Origin of the sequence: Vibrio clamense (assembly GCF_050337905.1) — a bacterium.
In the GTDB taxonomy this organism is placed as follows: domain Bacteria; phylum Pseudomonadota; class Gammaproteobacteria; order Enterobacterales; family Vibrionaceae; genus Vibrio; species Vibrio cortegadensis.
The window spans coordinates 139,470-156,672 of record NZ_JAKJTJ010000024.1 but is presented as its reverse complement, the minus strand read 5'-3'; the positions used below and the strand labels follow the sequence as shown (position 1 = coordinate 156,672).

The following is a 17,203-nucleotide window of genomic DNA, read 5'->3' as shown; positions in this document are numbered from 1 at the left end:
TTGATTGCTTCTCATATAATTAACGTACTTTTAATGTCGCTAAACCAATAAGCACAAGCACCATTGAAATGATCCAGAAACGCACAATAACGCGTGGCTCTGGCCAACCTTTAAGCTCGTAATGATGGTGAATTGGAGCCATGCGGAAAATACGCTGACCACGCAATTTATAAGAACCGACTTGAAGGATCACCGACAGCGTTTCCATTACAAAGACGCCGCCCATGATCACGAGAACTAACTCTTGGCGAACCAATACAGCAATTGTGCCTAACGCACCACCCAAAGCAAGCGAGCCCACATCACCCATGAATACTTGAGCTGGATAAGTGTTAAACCATAAGAAGCCTAAACCAGCGCCAACCATTGCCGTACATACGATAACAAGCTCTGATGTATATGGAATATATGGGATATGCAGATACTCGGCGAAGTTAACATTGCCTGTCGCCCACGCAATAAAGGCAAAACCCGCTGCAACTAAAACCGTAGGCATGATCGCTAGGCCATCTAGCCCATCAGTCAGGTTCACCGCATTACTGGTTCCGACAATCACAAAGTAAGTCAGTACGATATACAGCAGGCCAAGTTGCGGCATCACATCTTTAAAGAATGGGACAACCAATTGTGTCGCTGCCGTATCGTGACCGTGAGCATAAAGCGCAAACGCCACGACGAGTGCTATCGCTGACTGCCAAAAATACTTCCAACGAGCCACTAAGCCATCGGTATTTTTGCGTACGACTTTACGGTAATCATCGACAAACCCAACGGCGCCATAACCCAGTAACACCGCCAAGACGGCCCACACATATGGGTTAGAAAGATCAGCCCAAAGAAGAACCGTAATCACAATAGCAGCTAAGATCATCACGCCCCCCATTGTTGGGGTTCCGCGTTTACTAAAATGAGATTCTGGACCATCGTGACGAACCACTTGACCAATTTGCATCATTTGTAAACGTTTGATCAGCCTTGGTCCCATCCACAAAGATAAACTAAGGGCGGTGATAACGCTGACAATCGCTCGAAATGAGAGATATTCAAACAAGCGAAAAAATGAAAAATATGGCTGTAGTAACTCAGCTAGCCAAATGATCATGAAAAGTTCTCCTTAAGTCCAGCAACAACTTGGCTCATACCCGCGCTATTCGCACCTTTAACTAAGAGAGTATGAGTTGAATCCTGATGTTCGCTGAGATACTGCTTAATATATGTGATCATGCTGACATGATTATCAAAATGAAGGCCATGACACACCTGACTGATAACCTTTGTATCCTCACCATAAGTGAGTACATGTTCGAATTCAAATGGGGCAGCATATTCACCGACTTGGTGGTGAAGTGCAAGGCTTTCATCGCCTAATTCCGCCATATTGCCCAAAACGAGCCAGCGTTCACCACTGAAACTTGCCAGTAATTCAACCGCGGCTTTCATCGCAGGCACACTCGCATTGTAGCTATCATCAATCAGACGAATACTCTTCGATAGTGATTCGGCTTCAACACGGCCTTTTACTTTCAATAAATTGGCGAGTCCTGATTGGATCTCTTCAAGGTTAGCGCCAAGCTCTACGCTCAAACAAGCCGCAGCCAATGCATTAGAAACATTGTGAGATCCAATAATTCCGAGCTGAATGGCAGCATGTCCTAACGGAGAGTGAAGAGTAAAACTCGCTTCTCCATTATCATTTAAGTTGATATCCGTTGCGTAAAAATCCGCTTGGTCATTGTTTACTGAGAAAGTCACGACCTGTTTATTTGCGAGTACCTCATCCCAGATTTCGCCACCATTGCTGTCTAAATTTACAATCGCGGTTTGCGAAGCATTTAGGCCTTGATAAATTTCACCTTTGGCCTGCTTAACACCATCAAGTGAACCAAATCCTTCGAGATGCGCCTCAGCCACATTGTTCACCAATGCGACATCAGGGTTAACTAAAGCGGTGGTATATTCAATTTCACCAATGTGGTTAGCACCCAGTTCAATCACAGCGTAATCATCGGTTTTTTGTGCGCGTAGCAAGGTGAGAGGAACACCAATATCATTATTGAAGTTTCCCGCCGTGAAAAGAACATTGCCCTTAGGCATTAAAATGCTCGCAACCATCTCTTTCACGGTGGTTTTACCGCAACTTCCTGTAATGGCAACCGTCGGCGTTTTGCTTTGTTGATGGATCCAAGCCCCAAGTAGACCCAGCGCCAATTTTGTATCTTTCACTACAATTTGAGCGGGAGCGGCAACTGCGGGATCATCAATAATGATTTCACGCTCGACTAAAAGGGCCTTAGCCCCTGATTTAACCGCTGACTGACAAAAATCGTGCGCATCAAATCGTTCACCAACTAATGCAACAAACAGAGCATTTTGTTCAATGTTTCGTGTATCCGTCGATACTGAAGAGATGGTGATATCACTTCCGACTAGAGTTGCGTCTAGCGATTGATCGTTGAACTCGGCGACAAGCTGGTTTAAAGAGAATGAAATCATAACGCTAATCCTAAAAGAGACTGAGCGGTCTCACGATCTGAATAATGAACCGTATCATGGGCTAGCACTTGGTAATCCTCGTGGCCTTTACCCGCGAGCAGAATGATGTCGTTCTCTCCTGCGTGAGTAAAGGCATACTCAGCGGCTTTGAATCGATCATGTTCCACTATCGCCAGATCCGGTTTTTCTAATCCGCCCAACATATCTTGTACTATTAACCTAGGGTCTTCACTGCGTGGATTATCATCGGTTAATATCGCTTTATCTGCGAGCTTCTCAGCAATAGCAGCCATCATTGGGCGCTTACCTGTATCACGATCGCCTCCGCAACCAAAAATAGCCCACAACTGACCATTACAATGTACACGCAGTGCCGATAACGCTTTCTCTAAAGCATCAGGAGTATGAGCATAATCCACAACTAACTTTGCGCGGTTTTGAGTTTGAAATAACTCCATACGACCAAGTACAGGTTTTAGATCCGCAGCAGTTTGTAATAGGTGCTGCTTATCAAAGCCCAATGACAGTAATGTCGCCAGCGCTAGCATCACGTTGCAAGCATTGAATTCTCCAATCAATGGCGCATGCAAACGCCCTTCACCCCAATGCCCATCGAAGTCGATCGTAATGCCTGACTCCGCGTATTCAATGTGCGTCGCCCAAATAGAAGGGCGCGATGAACAAGGTGATTTTAATGACACAGCAATCGCATTTGGCACCGATTCGATCCATTCAGCACCTACACTGTCATCGACATTGATAATGGCGTTCTGACACTGATGATGAGTAAAGAGGCTTAACTTAGCCTTCGCGTACTCTTGCATGGTGCCATGGTAATCCAGATGATCACGGCTGAGATTAGTAAAGACCCCAGCCGAAAAACCTAATGCTTTCACTCGACCTTGAACTAACCCATGAGAGGATATTTCTAGAGACGTATATTTCGCCCCCTGCGCAGCAAGTTGACTTAAGGTACACTGGATCTCAATGGCATTTCCGGTGGTATTCGCGGCAGGCTGCAAATCATCAAGGAAGCCATTCCCCGTTGTTCCCATCACCGCAGATTTAACACTTAAAAGCTCAAGCCACTGGGAAATTAACTGAGTAATGGTCGTTTTACCATTCGTCCCCGTCACACCAATCAATGATGATGTTGACGCGTTATATAAGCGGCCAGCCAACTGAGAGAGATGAACATTAAGTGAATCAATATAGACAACCATCACCTCTGATTGAGTCTCAATACTAGCGTGAGGATGTTGTTCATCGGCTTGGGCAAGTACAAGATTTGCACCTTGAGCGATCGCTTTTTCTATATATTGACGCCCATCAACGGCGTGACCGATGATCGCAACAAACGTATCTCCCGATTGCACTTTACGGCTGTCTAACTCTAAGTGCGTTACGATAACCTCATTAGCGGTGGTTTTGCTGACATCAACCCAAGGTGAAATCAGTGAAGTCAAACTCATGCTATAGCTCATAACCATTTCCATATATCGATGTTGTGTAAAACCAGTCACACTATGACTAGTTTTGAAATTGATTCTCATCCGGAGCTACATTTAAAATCTGTAGCGCGCTTTTCATTATTTCTGAAAATATCGGAGCAGCGACGGAACCACCATAATATTGATCACCCTGGGGTTCATTCACCATAACCACCAGCGAAACTCTTGGATTACTGACAGGAGCCACGCCTGCAGTGTAAGCAAAGTATTCATCACCATAACCGCCTGAAATTGCTTTACGTGATGTCCCTGTTTTTGCAGCTACTCGATAACCCGGTACTGCCGCTTTGGTCGCTGTGCCTCCGGGCTGGGTCACCCCTTCGAGCATCTCTAAAACCCGTTTTGCGTTTTCACGATCCGCGACTTGGTGTACTAAATCTTGCTGGTTACTATCAATAATGTGGATCGGTTGGTACTCACCGTAATTTCCTAGCGTAGCGTAAGCATGCGCTAACTGAATCGGAGTAATAGACAAACCGTAACCGAACGCAAGGGTGGCGATTTCAAACTTAGACCAACGACGACGGCTTGGAAAAATACCCGACGTTTCACCCACAAGGTTTAAACCCGACTCTTCTCCTAAACCGACAGAAGCATACATGCCTAACAAAGCTTCAAGAGGCATATCCAGTGCCAGCTTCGTCACACCAATGTTACTGGATTTTTTCAGTATCGTAGCAAGATCGGCTTTGCCCACTTTGGACGTATCTCTGACTCGGCTACCACCAATGCGCATGATCCCTTCACCCGTATCAATAACGGTATTCATGTCTGCGGTGCCATTTTCTAATGCCGCTAGCACAACAAAAGGCTTGACCGTGGAGCCGGGCTCAAAAGCATCGGTGATCACTCGGTTACGCATTTTATAGCTTTGTAAATTAGAGCGATTATTCGGGTTGTATGACGGCGCATTCACCATCGCCAGTACCGCGCCGGTTTTAACATCTAATAAGATGGCCGAAGCAGAAGTGGCACGGTAATCCGCAACTCCCTGCTTGACCGCTCGGTAAGCAATCGCTTGAAGGCGCTGATCAATGGTCAGTTGCAGTGGTTTACCCTCTTCTCGCTCTTCAAGTGCGATATTCTCAACCACTCGACCATAGCGATCTTTCCGGATTGTTCTCTTACCCGCTTCTCCAGTTAACCATTTATCATAACTGCGCTCGACACCTTCGAGTCCATGCCCATCAATTCCGGTTACACCAATTAGGTGAGCACTCACTTCACCAGCCGGGTAATAACGGCGGGATTCCGCTTTCAGCCCAATACCAGGAATCTTTAGCTCACGAATATACTTCGCCATCGCAGGACTAACTTGGCGTTGCAGGTAAATGAAACGGCGTGATTTATTAGAGGCAACTTTATTGAGTAAACCTTGGCGGTCTAAGCCGAGCACATCAGCAAGAGCAAACCAACGATCTTTATTCGCTAACCCGTCTTCTTTATAAATAGTAACAGGATCAGCCCATACCGCTTCAACAGGTACACTTACCGCTAAAGGTTCACCGTTGCGATCAGAAATGATCCCACGAGCGGAAGGCAAGGCTTTTACACGTACAGAACGAAGATCGCCTTGGCGAATAAGATTGTCAGGTTCAACCACTTGGATGAAAGCAAGACGACCTATCAATGCAGAAAAGATAAGGAATATAAACGCGAGAACAATATTAAAACGCCAACGAATAAGGATCGGCGAGTCCTCAGGCTTGGTTTTTGCGCTTGCTTTGGATTTGGTAGGTGCTGATGGTTTTTTAGGGGATATCATTGGAGAGAAATGACCACTTCCTTATCCGCATCTGGCCGCTTCATCAGCAACTCAGACTTAGCCATTCTTTGAACTCGGCTATGCTCAGCAAGGGCATTTTCTTCAAGCATGAGGTTTCGCCATTCATTGTCTAAATGCTCACGTTCAACAAGCGCTTGATCTTTGGCTGAAATAGCTTGGCGTGAAGTATGAGTCGCAAACACCACGCCCATCGCACTGGCAAAAATTAGCATCAACAACAGCAAAGGGACTCGACCTACGGTAAATAGGTCAAGAACGATAATTTTGGCCAAGTTAGGAGATGTTTGCTTCATAACACTGTGATATCGGAATCAGGTTACAGCTTTTCAGCAAGACGAAGCACTGAACTACGTGAACGAGTATTCCCATCAACTTCATCCGCTGATGGTTTGATCGCTTTGCCTACCGGTTTTAAATCTGGGCTTCCAAGGGCTTTGATTTGTGCTTCTGTCATTGGAATGCCATGAGGTACTTGTGGCCCTTTACTCTCTTTACGAATAAAGCGTTTCACCATACGATCTTCAAGAGAGTGGAAACTGATTACTGATAGGCGGCCTTCAGGAGCAAGAATGCTCGCTGCGCCTTTTAGTGCAGTATCAATCTCATCTAATTCACTGTTAATATAGATTCGAAACGCTTGGAAACTACGAGTTGCCGGGTGTTTTTTCTCTTTAAAGTTTTTCGGTGCTGCATCTGAAATCAATTTAGCAAGTTGACCTGTGCGAGTCAGTGGCTCTTTCTCTTCATCATCACGGTGCGCAACAATCGCCTTAGCAATACGGCGAGCATGTTTGTCTTCACCAAACTCACGGATCACCCAAGTAATATCATCAAGATCAGCCTGTGCAATCCATTCTGATACTGGCATTCCAGACGTTGGATCCATACGCATATCGAGTGGACCATCTTTCATAAAGCTAAATCCGCGCTCGGCATCATCTAACTGTGGAGAAGAGACACCAAGGTCAAGCAAAACGCCATCCACTTTTCCAACTAAGTCGTAACGTTCTGCATATTCTGCCATTCCAGAGAACGGGCCGTGAATAATGGTAAAGCGAGGATCATCAATTTTCTGCGCTTCTGCGATCGCTTGTGGATCGCGGTCGATACTGAATAATCGACCATTCTCACCCAGCTTAGATAAGATTGTACGACTGTGACCACCACGTCCGAAAGTTCCATCGATGTAAGTTCCGTCTGGCTTAATCGCCAAACCATCAATTGACTCGTTTAGTAGTACAGAAATATGTTGGAATGATTCAGTCATAGTCTTCTCATTGAACGGATTAAGCCACTTTTCAGGCGCAGATTTCTTATCAGAAAAAGCTTTAGTGTACTGATTTCACGCTTAAGCGCTACTACTAGTGCCTGATATGTGGTGACATTACGCCAGTTTAAGGCAATAAAAATTTCTTACGTCAATAAAACGCAAAAAACCCATCATTACTAATGAAGTAATGATGGGTCTCGGAATAGGTGGAGTTGACATCATAAGCCGGGTTCTGTACCGCTTGCACGGTGATAGCCATTCGTCTAGGCCAGCAATCGCTCACTGGCTCAAGCAACCTACCCGCTTCCTTACGCGAGCAGCGCAATGTGGAAGCCTATTTGGTCTTGCTCCGGGTGGAGTTTACCTTGCAACGCACTGTTACCAGACGTCCGGTGCGCTCTTACCGCACCCTTTCACCCTTACCTGTGCTTACTTCCCTACTCCAAAGAATAAAAGAAGATTAAGCCATCGGCGGTTTTCTCTCTGCTGCACTTGTCGTGGGCTCGCGCCCCCCAGGCGTTACCTGGCACCCTGCTCTATGGAGCCCGGACTTTCCTCCCCTCCATCAGTCTCCCGAAGGACATCAATGAAGCAGCGACTATCCAGTCAACTCCGCGGCGGATTGTAGCGGGTTCAGGTAACAGTTACCAGTACAAATGTGATCTAAGACGCTCAGGAGAACTCAAACGCTCAATTCATAACCACCCTTACTTAGCGTGGCACTCAGATCAATCAGTTATATTCTCCAATCCCCATTTATACAGCGCATTTTTTTTCAGGCTATATATCTCAGCGGTCATCGCTGCGGCCTTTTTCAATGGTAGCTCTTTGGTCAAAATTGTTAATGTTCGAGTGACTTCTGTCGGAATGGTGTCATCTGATGTACTGCGGAAACCATGGATAAGTAGCACCATTTCTCCACGTTTTCGATTATCATCCTCTGCAATCCAATCAATTAATTCACCCAATGATGCGCCATGAATGGTTTCAAAGGTCTTAGTAATTTCTCTTGCGAGAACGACTTCACGCTCTGGGCCTAAAACCGCAAGCATATCCTGCAGTGAATCCGTGATACGATGTGGGGATTCGTAGAAAATACAAGTGCGCTCAGCTTCTGCAATTTCTAAAAATTTATCGCGACGCCCTTTACTCTTCGCAGGTAAAAAACCTTCGAAGCTGAAGCGATCAGAAGGTAGACCAGAAGCACTCAACGCGGTGATCACTGCACAAGCGCCGGGTAAAGGCACAACTTTAACACCCGCTTGACGACATTTTGTTACCAAGTGATAACCTGGATCACTGATTAAAGGGGTTCCCGCATCGGAAACTAATGCGATAGACTGTCCTTCAAGCAACTTATTGACGAGTAATTGAGCTTTTTGCTGCTCATTGTGATCATGTAAAGCAAACGTTCGAGTTGGAATATTGAAGTGTGCAAGTAGCTTACCTGTGTGGCGAGTATCTTCCGCAGCAATGATATCAACACTCGATAGCACCTCGATGGCGCGTTGGGTTATATCACCCAAGTTACCAATTGGGGTGGGTACAATATAGAGAGTTGGGATCTCAGCTGGCAAGGTTTTGTTATCTGTCATTTGTTTACCATCACTTCAACGATTAATATAGAGACAATTTTACACGGAATTATAAAGAACTCATGGCAATGATGAACCATAAGAGAATTAGTGTACCACGCTTACTGACGCCAATTGCATTAGCAATTACATTAGCAGCTTGTTCTTCTAAGCCTGCTGCTCCGACTTACGTGGATATTACCTTAGATCCGACGCAATCGGCACAATCTTACATTATGCAAGCAGATAGCACTCAAGGCAGCTTGCAAAATGATTGGCTCATCATGGGTTTAAAGGCCGCTATTCGAGCTCAAAACAGTGAACAGGCATCGCACTTAGTAAAACGCCTTGCCAAACAGAATCTCTCTCAAGTACAGCAAGCGGAATGGCAACTTTCTCGTTCAACTCTTCTGCGGAACAATGCTCAGCCAACTCAAGCTTATGCACTACTGAATTTTCAAGAGTGGTGGCAACTGCCTGATGAGCAGTGGAAAGACTATCACCAATTAAGAGCAGAGCTATTAGAAGAGATGGCTCAATACTTTGAAGCAAGCCGTGAATTAGTGTTGGCTTCTGAACTTATGCCACAAGAGCAGCAAGCGGCGATTGCAGATCAAGTTTGGCGTAATCTCAACCAGTACTCGCAATATGAGATCACATCGCTCATTGCTGAACCAAATGAGTTCGTATTAGATGGCTGGCTACAACTTGCTATCTACATGAAAACACTCAATGAAAATATTCCTCAGCTTAAAAACACTCTGGAACACTGGTTAGCCGAAAATAGCGATCACCCTTCAGCGATCTACACTCCGCAAGCTATTCAAGAAGTTTTAGAGTTAGAGATCGTGCAACCCGTTAGCACCGCACTGCTATTGCCATTGTCAGGCAAATACGCGAAACAAGCTCAACTGGTTCGTGATGGATTTATCATGGCGATGATGGAAGATTCGAATCGAGATCCTAATGCGACACTGACCGTTCTTGATACCAATACTCAAACAGCTCAAGAGATCAAAGCGACTCTCGTCAATAACAACGTCGACTTTATCGTTGGTCCGCTGATTAAAAGTAATATCGAACGATTGCAGGAAGCGCAATCACACGTCGACAAACCGATCCCTGCTTTAGCGTTAAATATTCCTTCACAAATTGAGAATGGAACTGACATTTGCTACCTAACCTTGTCACCGGAACAAGAGGTTGCCCAAGCGGCAAAACACCTGTTTACTCAAGGCTATCAATATCCATTAATCTTAGCGCCTAAAGGTAAGCTAGGAAATCGAGTACTTAATGCATTCGAGACTGAGTGGAAAAAATACAGCAAAAACAAGGTCGCAGTGAGCTTTTTCGGTGATAAGCGCCAACTGCAACGAAATATCAATTCGGTTTTCGGTCTACAAGAGAGCCAACAACGCATCGCTCAAATGGATGCTTTGTTGAATATAGATATGGAGACTCAAGCCCGCAGTCGTCGTGATATCGACTCTGTTTATATTGTGGCAAAGGGTTCTGAGCTAACCTTGATTAAGCCTTTCATTGAAGTTGCGGTTAACCCTGACACAAAACAACCTAAGCTATTTTCTAACTCAAGCAGTCACAGTGGCAAAAAGCAGTATGAAGATCTTACAGGCGTGATTTATAGTGATATTCCAATGCTAATCAGTGATGACAGTAAACTTGAAGCTCAATTAGACACATTATGGCCTAAACACTTGAACCCTGAAAAACGTCTTCAAGCCCTTGGAATGGACGCGTATCAATTGATGGGGGAACTCCCACAAATGAAAGTGGTCGATAACTACAGCATTCAAGGTAAGACAGGCGTTCTGAGTATTAACGAGCAATGTGTTGTGCAAAGCGAAATTAGCTGGGCAGAACATGGGGCTCTTTAGCCGCCGTCAGATAGGAAACCAATATGAAGCTCTGGCAAAAAAGCATTTATGCAGCCAGGGCTTAACTTTTGTCGAACAAAATTTCACAGCGAAATGTGGCGAAATCGATCTTATAATGCGAGATCAGCAAACGATCATATTTGTCGAAGTAAAGTTTCGCAAAAACACTCACTATGGTCATGCGGCTGAAATGGTGACACCAAAAAAAATGCACAAGCTGATAAAAACAGCACATTTATGGTTGCTACAACAGAACCTTTCAGTTCATTCAACTAACTTTCGTTTTGATGTTGTTGCTATTGAAAATAATAGCCACAATATTGATTGGATAAAAAACGCTATTACCCAAGGATAATCGATGCTAGACAGCATTAAAGAAAGCTTTACAGAAAGTATTCAAATTCAAATTGCAGCAGCAGAAGCGCTACCCGATGCCATTACTCACGCAGCACAAGCGATGGTCGCAAGTTTGCTCAATGGTAACAAAGTGCTTTGCTGTGGTAACGGTGGTTCAGCCTCAAACGCACAACAGTTCGTTTCATGCCTACTGAATCGCTTTGAAACAGAGCGTCCAAGCTTACCTGCAATGGCGCTTACAGCTGACACAACTACGCTTACCGCTGTCGCTAATGATTACCACTATGAAGAAATTTTCTCGAAGCAAGTAAGAGCTTTTGGACAACCGGGTGATTTGCTACTCGCTATTTCAACTAGCGGTAACAGCAAAAATATCATCAAAGCAATGGAAGCGGCTGTAACTAGAGATATGACTATCATTGCTTTTACAGGCAAAGATGGGGGAGAAATGGCTGGCCTACTTGGCGAACACGATGTTGAAATCAGAATACCATCTCATCGTACCGCTCGAATTCACGAAGTTCATATGGTCACATTGCATTGCTTATGCGATCTTGTCGATCAAGTTCTTTTTCCCGCTCATGAAGAGTAGAGAGAAAAATCATGCGCTTACTAAAAACATTTAGCCTCATCCTGATTGCCTTCAACTTAACAGGCTGTGCGGGATTATTCATTGCAGGAGCCGCCACAACTGCAAATTTAGTGACCGACACACGAAGCACCCAAGAGATTTGGCAAGATAATAATCTTGAATTTGAGATCGCAGCAATTGGCAATAAAGCGCCATTTAAAGGGCAAGTTCGTATCACCGCAAGTTCATATCACGGTACTGTCGTTTTAATGGGGCAAGCAAGCACTGCAGAGTACCTAAATAACTTTGAAAATAAGGCTCGAGCTATCGATGGCGTGAACGTTATCCATAACCAAGTCAGAGTGAAAACGCCATTAAACGTCACGGAAATGAGTACGGACAGCTGGATCACCACTAAGGTTAAATCTGCTCTGTTAACTGATTCAGAACTCAATGGTGTTAAAATAAAAGTCATTACTGAAGATAAAGAAGTCTTCTTGTTAGGTTACGTTTCTCACCAACAAGCGGATATTGCGACAAAAATCGCACGTAACATTTCAGGCGTCAAACAGGTCATTAGAGCTTTTCAGTACGCAGAAGACACGGCACCCACCGCAGACTAATGCTGATAGAATAATACTGACAGAATAATGATTCATCAGTGTTTTTCAGACACAAAAAAAGCAGCTTATCGCTGCTTTTTTATATCCAGGTAAATACTCTCACCTGAATTTACTTAATGACTCTTAAGCTTGGCTTGCCTTTCGGTCTTGGTGGCTCTGAATCAGGTTCAGGTGCTTCACCTTCTTCGATTTCAGAACTTGCGACACTTAGTGTTGGAGCCTCATCATTTTCAAAAGGTGACTCTTCGATCCCTTCCTCCAATGCCTCCATGTACGCTTCTTCTGGTTCAAACATCGTTCCTGCTCCATTTTCACGAGCATAAATAGCTTGAACAGCATACAAAGGTACAATCACTACGTGTGGGCGACCACTAAAACGAGCATTAAAGGTGATGGCGTCATCACCTAGCTCTAACTGCCCCACCGCGCGAGGCGCAATATTCAAAATGATCTGACCATCTTGAATAAACTCTTCTGGAACACGAACCCCAGGAAGAGTGGCTTCAACCACAACATGCGGTGTTAATTCATTATCAACCAGCCAGTCATAAAATGCTCGAAGCATATAAGGACGACGTGGTGTCATTTTTGCGATATCCATGAACTCGACCGTTAGTGAGTTAAACGCATCTCACGTTCAGCTTCAGTTAAAGATGCTAAGAATGAATCACGTTCAAATACGCGGTTCATGTAAATCTTAAGTTCTTTAGAACCAGGACCAATAAGTTCAATACCTAGTTCAGGCAAACGCCATAATAGAGGAGCTAGGTAGCAATCGATCAAGCTAAATTCTTCACTCATGAAGTACGCATATTCAGCGAAAACAGGACCAAGAGTTAGAAGGTCATTACGAAGCTTAACGCGTGCCGCTTCAGACTCTTCAGCATTGCCTTTTACGATTTTTTCAGCAACTGAGTACCAGTTACGTTCAATTCGGTACATCATTAGACGGCTATTGCCGCGAGCTACTGGATATACAGGCATCAATGGTGGATGAGGGAAACGCTCATCTAGATATTCCATGATGATCTTTGAATCGTATAACGCTAGTTCGCGATCAACCAGAGTCGGTACTGATTTGTAAGGGTTAAGTTCAATTAACTCTGCTGGTAAATTTGCTTCATCAACAAGTTCAACTTCAACACTTACGCCTTTTTCAGCTAGAACAATACGAACCTGATGGCTATACATATCAGATGCACTTGAGAATAGAGTCATCACAGAACGTTTATTGGCAGCTACAGCCATGGAGCCTCCGGCAGTTACAGATAAAAAAACAATGGAGGCTAAGCCTCCATTGCACATTTAATAATTAGCACGAAATGATAGCACAATTAGTGCACATCACGCCAATACTCTTTCTTCAGTAATACCACTACGATAGTGAACAATACTAAGAAAGCCATTACCCACCAACCTAACGCATGACGCTCTAATTGAACAGGGTCACCCGAGTACTCAAGGAAGTTCACTAAATCACGAACCGCATTGTCATACTCGCCTGAACTTAGCTCACCAGTACCGTCTGTCTCGATATCGACAATAACCTGAACTTCTTCACCATCAACCATATGCGTTTCAAACACGGCACTTGGGATACCTTGAAGCTCTTCAAGAACGTGTGGCATACCAACGCTTGGGAATACAGTGTTATTCACGCCAAATGGACGCGAAGGATCTGCATAAAAAGAGCGTAGATAAGTGTATAGCCAATCCGTACCACGAACACGAGCAACCAGGGTCAAGTCTGGTGGCGGAGCACCGAACCAGTTAGCGGCCTGTTTTGGTGGCATTGAATTAACCATCAAGCTACCGATTTTTGTCTCAGGGTCAAAAATCAGATTCTCTTTCATTAAATCAGCAGGAATGCCCAAGTCCGTCGCAACACGTTCATAGCGTTGGTATTGAGTTGAGTGACAACCAAGACAGTAGTTAGCAAAAAGCTTCGCACCATTTTGTAGTGATGCTTTATCACTCATATCATTATTCGCACTATCTAAGTGAACGCCTGCACCAGCAGCTAATGCTAAAGATGGCAGCATTGCAAATAGTATTACAATCCATTTTTTCATTTGAATTTCACCCTCTTTGGTAATGGTTTCGTCGCTTCATTTTTGCTGTAAACGAAAAGCAGAACGAAGAACATGAAATAACCTAAGCTAAATATTTGAGCCAGTAGTGTATATGTCGGCGTTGCAGGCAGTGCACCTAAAATACCCAGCGCAATAAAGCTGATGGTGAATTGAATAATGTTAATTAGATGCAGTTTGCTACGGTAACGGTATGAACGTACTTTACAACGATCAAGCCATGGTAGTAGGAATAGCACAACAATTGATGCGCCCATTGCTATAACACCAATGAGTTTATCTGGAACCGCACGCAAAATTGCGTAGAACGGCGTGAAGTACCACACTGGAGCAATGTGTTCGGGAGTCTTCAGCGGGTTTGCAGCTTCAAAGTTTGGTCCTTCTAGGAAGTAACCGCCCATTTCAGGGTTGAAGAACAGAACGTAACAGAAGAAGAACAAGAACCCAGCAATGCCGACCATATCTTTAACCGTTCCATAAGGATGGAATGGAATAGAGTCGATAATGTCGTACTTCTTAGTGTAGTTTTCGTGGAACTTGAATTGCGTTTTGTAATCGTCGCCCATACTACCTTTAGGAAGTTTGGTTTCAATTCCGTCTGGGTTGTTTGAACCCACCTCATGCAGCGCAAGGATATGCAATACAATAAGTAGCAACAGAACGATTGGCAGCGCAATTACATGCAAGGCGAAGAAACGGTTTAGTGTCGCACCAGAGATAATGTAGTCACCACGGATCCAAAGCGTTAAATCGTCGCCAATCACTGGAATTGCACCAAATAGCGAGATAATAACTTGAGCTCCCCAGTAAGACATTTGTCCCCATGGCAATAGGTAACCCATGAAAGCTTCAGCCATCAGCACTAAGAAGATCAACATACCAAATAGCCACAAGAGTTCACGAGGCTTCTGGTATGAACCATAGATAAGGCCACGGAACATGTGTAGATAAATCACAACAAAGAATGCTGAAGCCCCGGTGGAGTGCATATAACGCAACAACCAACCATACTCAACATCACGCATGATATATTCAACCGATGCAAACGCCCCTTCACCAGATGGTACGTAGTTCATTGTTAGCCATACACCAGTTAAGATTTGGTTAACCAAAACAAGCATTGCTAATGAACCAAAAAAGTACCAAAAGTTGAACGTTTTTGGCATTGGATATTCTGATAGATGCTTTTTATAAGCATCCATCATTGGTAATCGTTTTTCGACCCAATCAAGTAGTCCTTGCATTACGCATCTCCCTCATCAATACCGATCATGATCGTCGTATCACTTAAATACATATGCTTAGGCACAACGAGGTTCAACGGTGCTGGTACTCCTTGGAAAACTCGGCCAGCCATATCGAACTTAGAACCATGGCATGGACAGAAGAATCCAGATTTGACACCTTGAACTTGTTCCGCAAAAGAATCAGGCAAATAAGTAGGCGAACAACCTAGGTGTGTACAAAAGCCAACGGCAATGAAAAACTCGGGCTTAATTGAGCGGTAAGCATTTTGAGCATATTCAGGCTGTTGTTCTTCCGTTGATGAAGGGTCTCGTAACTGTTCATTAATTGAATCAAGGTTTTTTAGCACTGATTCTGCGCGGCGAACCACCCAGACAGGCTTACCTTGCCATTCAACACGAACCATCTGACCTGCTTCAAGTTTACTAACATCAACTTCCACCGGAGCACCTGCCGCTTTCGCTTTAGCACTCGGGTTCCATGATTTAATAAAAGGAACGGCTACCGCTGCAGCTCCCAAACCACCAACAACTGCTGTTGTTGCGGTTAAGAAACGTCTACGACCGTTATTTAAAGGCGCGTTGCTCATCCAAACATTCTCCCATTTGCTCCTTTTGGATTATTATTATTCCGCTTACAGAGCATGGCTAACAAAAGTATAAATTTAGTTCTATTTATTAATGCGAAATGATAAATAAAACCCTACTTTTTGACAAGATAAAGCTACCTTTTTGTAACAATCGTAAGGTAAATCGCCTATGAGGTCACAAAAGAGGCAAAATTCTAAGAATAAGAAATGAAGTTGAACGGGGAAAAGGATTTAGCAGATGCTTAAACGACAAAAAGCTCGGCATATAGCCGAGCTTCGAACCACAATTCCAGTAATAAAACTGGAGCGTGAACTTTTCTGTAAAAGAAAAATTAACGCTTAGAGAATTGAGGTTTACGACGTGCTTTACGTAGACCAACTTTCTTACGTTCAACGCAACGAGCGTCACGCGTAACATAGCCAGCTGCACGTAGAGCAGGACGTAGAGTTTCATCGTACTCCATAAGAGCGCGAGTGATACCGTGGCGGATTGCGCCAGCTTGACCAGAAATACCACCACCAGAAACAGTGATGTAAAGGTCAAGTTTTTCAGTTAGTTCAACTAGCTCAAGAGGTTGTTTAACAACCATACGAGAAGTTGGACGACCGAAGTAAACATCAAGGCTACGCTTGTTGATTACGATCTCACCGCTGCCCGGTTTGATGAAAACACGAGCTGCTGAGCTTTTGCGACGACCAGTGCCGTAGTATTGATTCTCTGCCATTTTCAAGATCCCCGATTAGATGTCTAATACTGTTGGTTGTTGAGCAGTATGGTTATGCTCAGTACCAGCGTAAACTTTAAGCTTACGGTACATAGCACGGCCTAGAGGGCCACGTGGTAACATACCTTTAACTGCAAGTTCAAGAACCATCTCTGGTTTCTTATCGATCAGCTTTTCAAAAGTGATAGATTTAAGACCACCAGGGAACTCAGAGTGACGGTAATACACTTTACCTTTAGCTTTGTTACCAGTTACAGCAACTTTCTCAGCGTTAACAACGATGATGTAATCACCAGTGTCTACGTGAGGAGTGTATTCAGCTTTATGTTTGCCACGAAGGCGAGATGCAATTTCACTTGCTAGACGGCCAAGAGTTTTACCTTCAGCGTCTACTACATACCAGTCGCGTTTTACAGTTTCTGGTTTAGCAACGAAAGTTTTCATGCTAATAATTACCTATTAAAAAAATTTACA

18 protein-coding genes and 1 other RNA gene are annotated in these 17,203 nt (G+C 44.2%); 4 read left to right on the top strand and 15 right to left on the bottom strand.

Annotated elements, in window-relative coordinates:
- Positions 1-19: 19 nt before the first annotated feature.
- The 8 genes from mraY to rsmI all read right to left on the bottom strand — a co-directional run bounded on the left by mraY (position 20) and on the right by rsmI (position 8,655).
- Complete coding sequence (gene mraY / locus L4C39_RS12995) at positions 20-1,102, bottom strand: phospho-N-acetylmuramoyl-pentapeptide-transferase (RefSeq protein WP_017051076.1); 1,083 nt, start codon at positions 1,100-1,102, stop codon at positions 20-22.
- Positions 1,099-2,493: a UDP-N-acetylmuramoyl-tripeptide--D-alanyl-D-alanine ligase gene (gene murF / locus L4C39_RS12990; protein WP_017051077.1), complete on the bottom strand. Its 1,395-nt coding sequence runs from the start codon at positions 2,491-2,493 to the stop codon at positions 1,099-1,101. Before murF ends, mraY begins: the two co-directional genes overlap by 4 nt.
- On the bottom strand, positions 2,490-3,977 hold the full coding sequence (gene murE, locus L4C39_RS12985; protein WP_429746286.1) for a UDP-N-acetylmuramoyl-L-alanyl-D-glutamate--2,6-diaminopimelate ligase: 1,488 nt from the start codon (positions 3,975-3,977) through the stop codon (positions 2,490-2,492). The genes murF and murE overlap by 4 nt, the downstream gene beginning before the upstream one ends.
- Positions 3,978-4,023: 46 nt before the next feature.
- Positions 4,024-5,769 (bottom strand): peptidoglycan glycosyltransferase FtsI, encoded by a 1,746-nt coding sequence (locus L4C39_RS12980; protein ID WP_017051079.1) that lies wholly within the window; start codon positions 5,767-5,769, stop codon positions 4,024-4,026.
- A complete protein-coding gene (ftsL, locus tag L4C39_RS12975; protein WP_113799454.1) occupies positions 5,766-6,083 on the bottom strand; it encodes a cell division protein FtsL in 318 nt (105 codons plus the stop codon). Before ftsL ends, L4C39_RS12980 begins: the two co-directional genes overlap by 4 nt.
- 23 nt (positions 6,084-6,106) lie before the next feature.
- Positions 6,107-7,057 carry a 16S rRNA (cytosine(1402)-N(4))-methyltransferase RsmH gene (gene rsmH / locus L4C39_RS12970; RefSeq protein WP_113799456.1) on the bottom strand — a complete coding sequence of 317 codons (951 nt, stop codon included), beginning with the start codon at positions 7,055-7,057 and terminating at the stop codon, positions 6,107-6,109.
- Positions 7,058-7,264: 207 nt separating this feature from the next.
- Positions 7,265-7,674, bottom strand: an RNA gene (gene rnpB / locus L4C39_RS12965) — RNase P RNA component class A.
- A gap of 114 nt (positions 7,675-7,788) precedes the next feature.
- Positions 7,789-8,655 carry a 16S rRNA (cytidine(1402)-2'-O)-methyltransferase gene (gene rsmI, locus L4C39_RS12960; RefSeq protein WP_429746283.1) on the bottom strand — a complete coding sequence of 289 codons (867 nt, stop codon included), beginning with the start codon at positions 8,653-8,655 and terminating at the stop codon, positions 7,789-7,791.
- A gap of 62 nt (positions 8,656-8,717) precedes the next feature.
- Here rsmI and L4C39_RS12955 point away from each other — a divergent pair, with 62 nt between their 5' ends.
- The 4 genes from L4C39_RS12955 to L4C39_RS12940 are packed head-to-tail and all read left to right on the top strand — an operon-like array spanning position 8,718 to position 12,080.
- The gene (locus L4C39_RS12955; protein ID WP_429746281.1) at positions 8,718-10,529 is read left to right on the top strand and encodes a penicillin-binding protein activator; all 1,812 of its coding nucleotides are present in this window, start codon (positions 8,718-8,720) and stop codon (positions 10,527-10,529) included.
- Complete coding sequence (locus L4C39_RS12950) at positions 10,516-10,884, top strand: YraN family protein (protein ID WP_261889518.1); 369 nt, start codon at positions 10,516-10,518, stop codon at positions 10,882-10,884. The genes L4C39_RS12955 and L4C39_RS12950 overlap by 14 nt, the downstream gene beginning before the upstream one ends.
- Positions 10,885-10,887: 3 nt before the next feature.
- Positions 10,888-11,478, top strand: a complete 591-nt coding sequence (locus tag L4C39_RS12945) for a phosphoheptose isomerase (RefSeq protein WP_017051085.1) — start codon at positions 10,888-10,890, stop codon at positions 11,476-11,478.
- Positions 11,479-11,489: 11 nt separating this feature from the next.
- Positions 11,490-12,080: a BON domain-containing protein gene (locus tag L4C39_RS12940; protein ID WP_429746278.1), complete on the top strand. Its 591-nt coding sequence runs from the start codon at positions 11,490-11,492 to the stop codon at positions 12,078-12,080.
- Between the two features lie 109 nt (positions 12,081-12,189).
- Here L4C39_RS12940 and sspB read toward each other — a convergent pair whose 3' ends face one another.
- From sspB to rplM, 7 genes are all read right to left on the bottom strand, one after another.
- Positions 12,190-12,666, bottom strand: a complete 477-nt coding sequence (gene sspB / locus L4C39_RS12935; RefSeq protein ID WP_170961606.1) for a ClpXP protease specificity-enhancing factor — start codon at positions 12,664-12,666, stop codon at positions 12,190-12,192.
- A 26-nt stretch (positions 12,667-12,692) separates the two neighbouring features.
- A complete protein-coding gene (gene sspA / locus L4C39_RS12930; RefSeq protein ID WP_017051088.1) occupies positions 12,693-13,328 on the bottom strand; it encodes a stringent starvation protein SspA in 636 nt (211 codons plus the stop codon).
- A gap of 86 nt (positions 13,329-13,414) precedes the next feature.
- Complete coding sequence (locus L4C39_RS12925; protein WP_017051089.1) at positions 13,415-14,152, bottom strand: cytochrome c1; 738 nt, start codon at positions 14,150-14,152, stop codon at positions 13,415-13,417.
- Complete coding sequence (locus L4C39_RS12920) at positions 14,149-15,414, bottom strand: cytochrome b (protein WP_017051090.1); 1,266 nt, start codon at positions 15,412-15,414, stop codon at positions 14,149-14,151. Before L4C39_RS12920 ends, L4C39_RS12925 begins: the two co-directional genes overlap by 4 nt.
- Positions 15,414-16,004: a ubiquinol-cytochrome c reductase iron-sulfur subunit gene (petA, locus tag L4C39_RS12915; protein WP_113799466.1), complete on the bottom strand. Its 591-nt coding sequence runs from the start codon at positions 16,002-16,004 to the stop codon at positions 15,414-15,416. Before petA ends, L4C39_RS12920 begins: the two co-directional genes overlap by 1 nt.
- 332 nt (positions 16,005-16,336) lie before the next feature.
- Positions 16,337-16,729, bottom strand: a complete 393-nt coding sequence (rpsI, locus tag L4C39_RS12910) for a 30S ribosomal protein S9 (RefSeq protein WP_004740758.1) — start codon at positions 16,727-16,729, stop codon at positions 16,337-16,339.
- A gap of 15 nt (positions 16,730-16,744) precedes the next feature.
- Complete coding sequence (gene rplM, locus L4C39_RS12905) at positions 16,745-17,173, bottom strand: 50S ribosomal protein L13 (RefSeq protein WP_017051092.1); 429 nt, start codon at positions 17,171-17,173, stop codon at positions 16,745-16,747.
- Positions 17,174-17,203 lie beyond the last annotated feature (30 nt).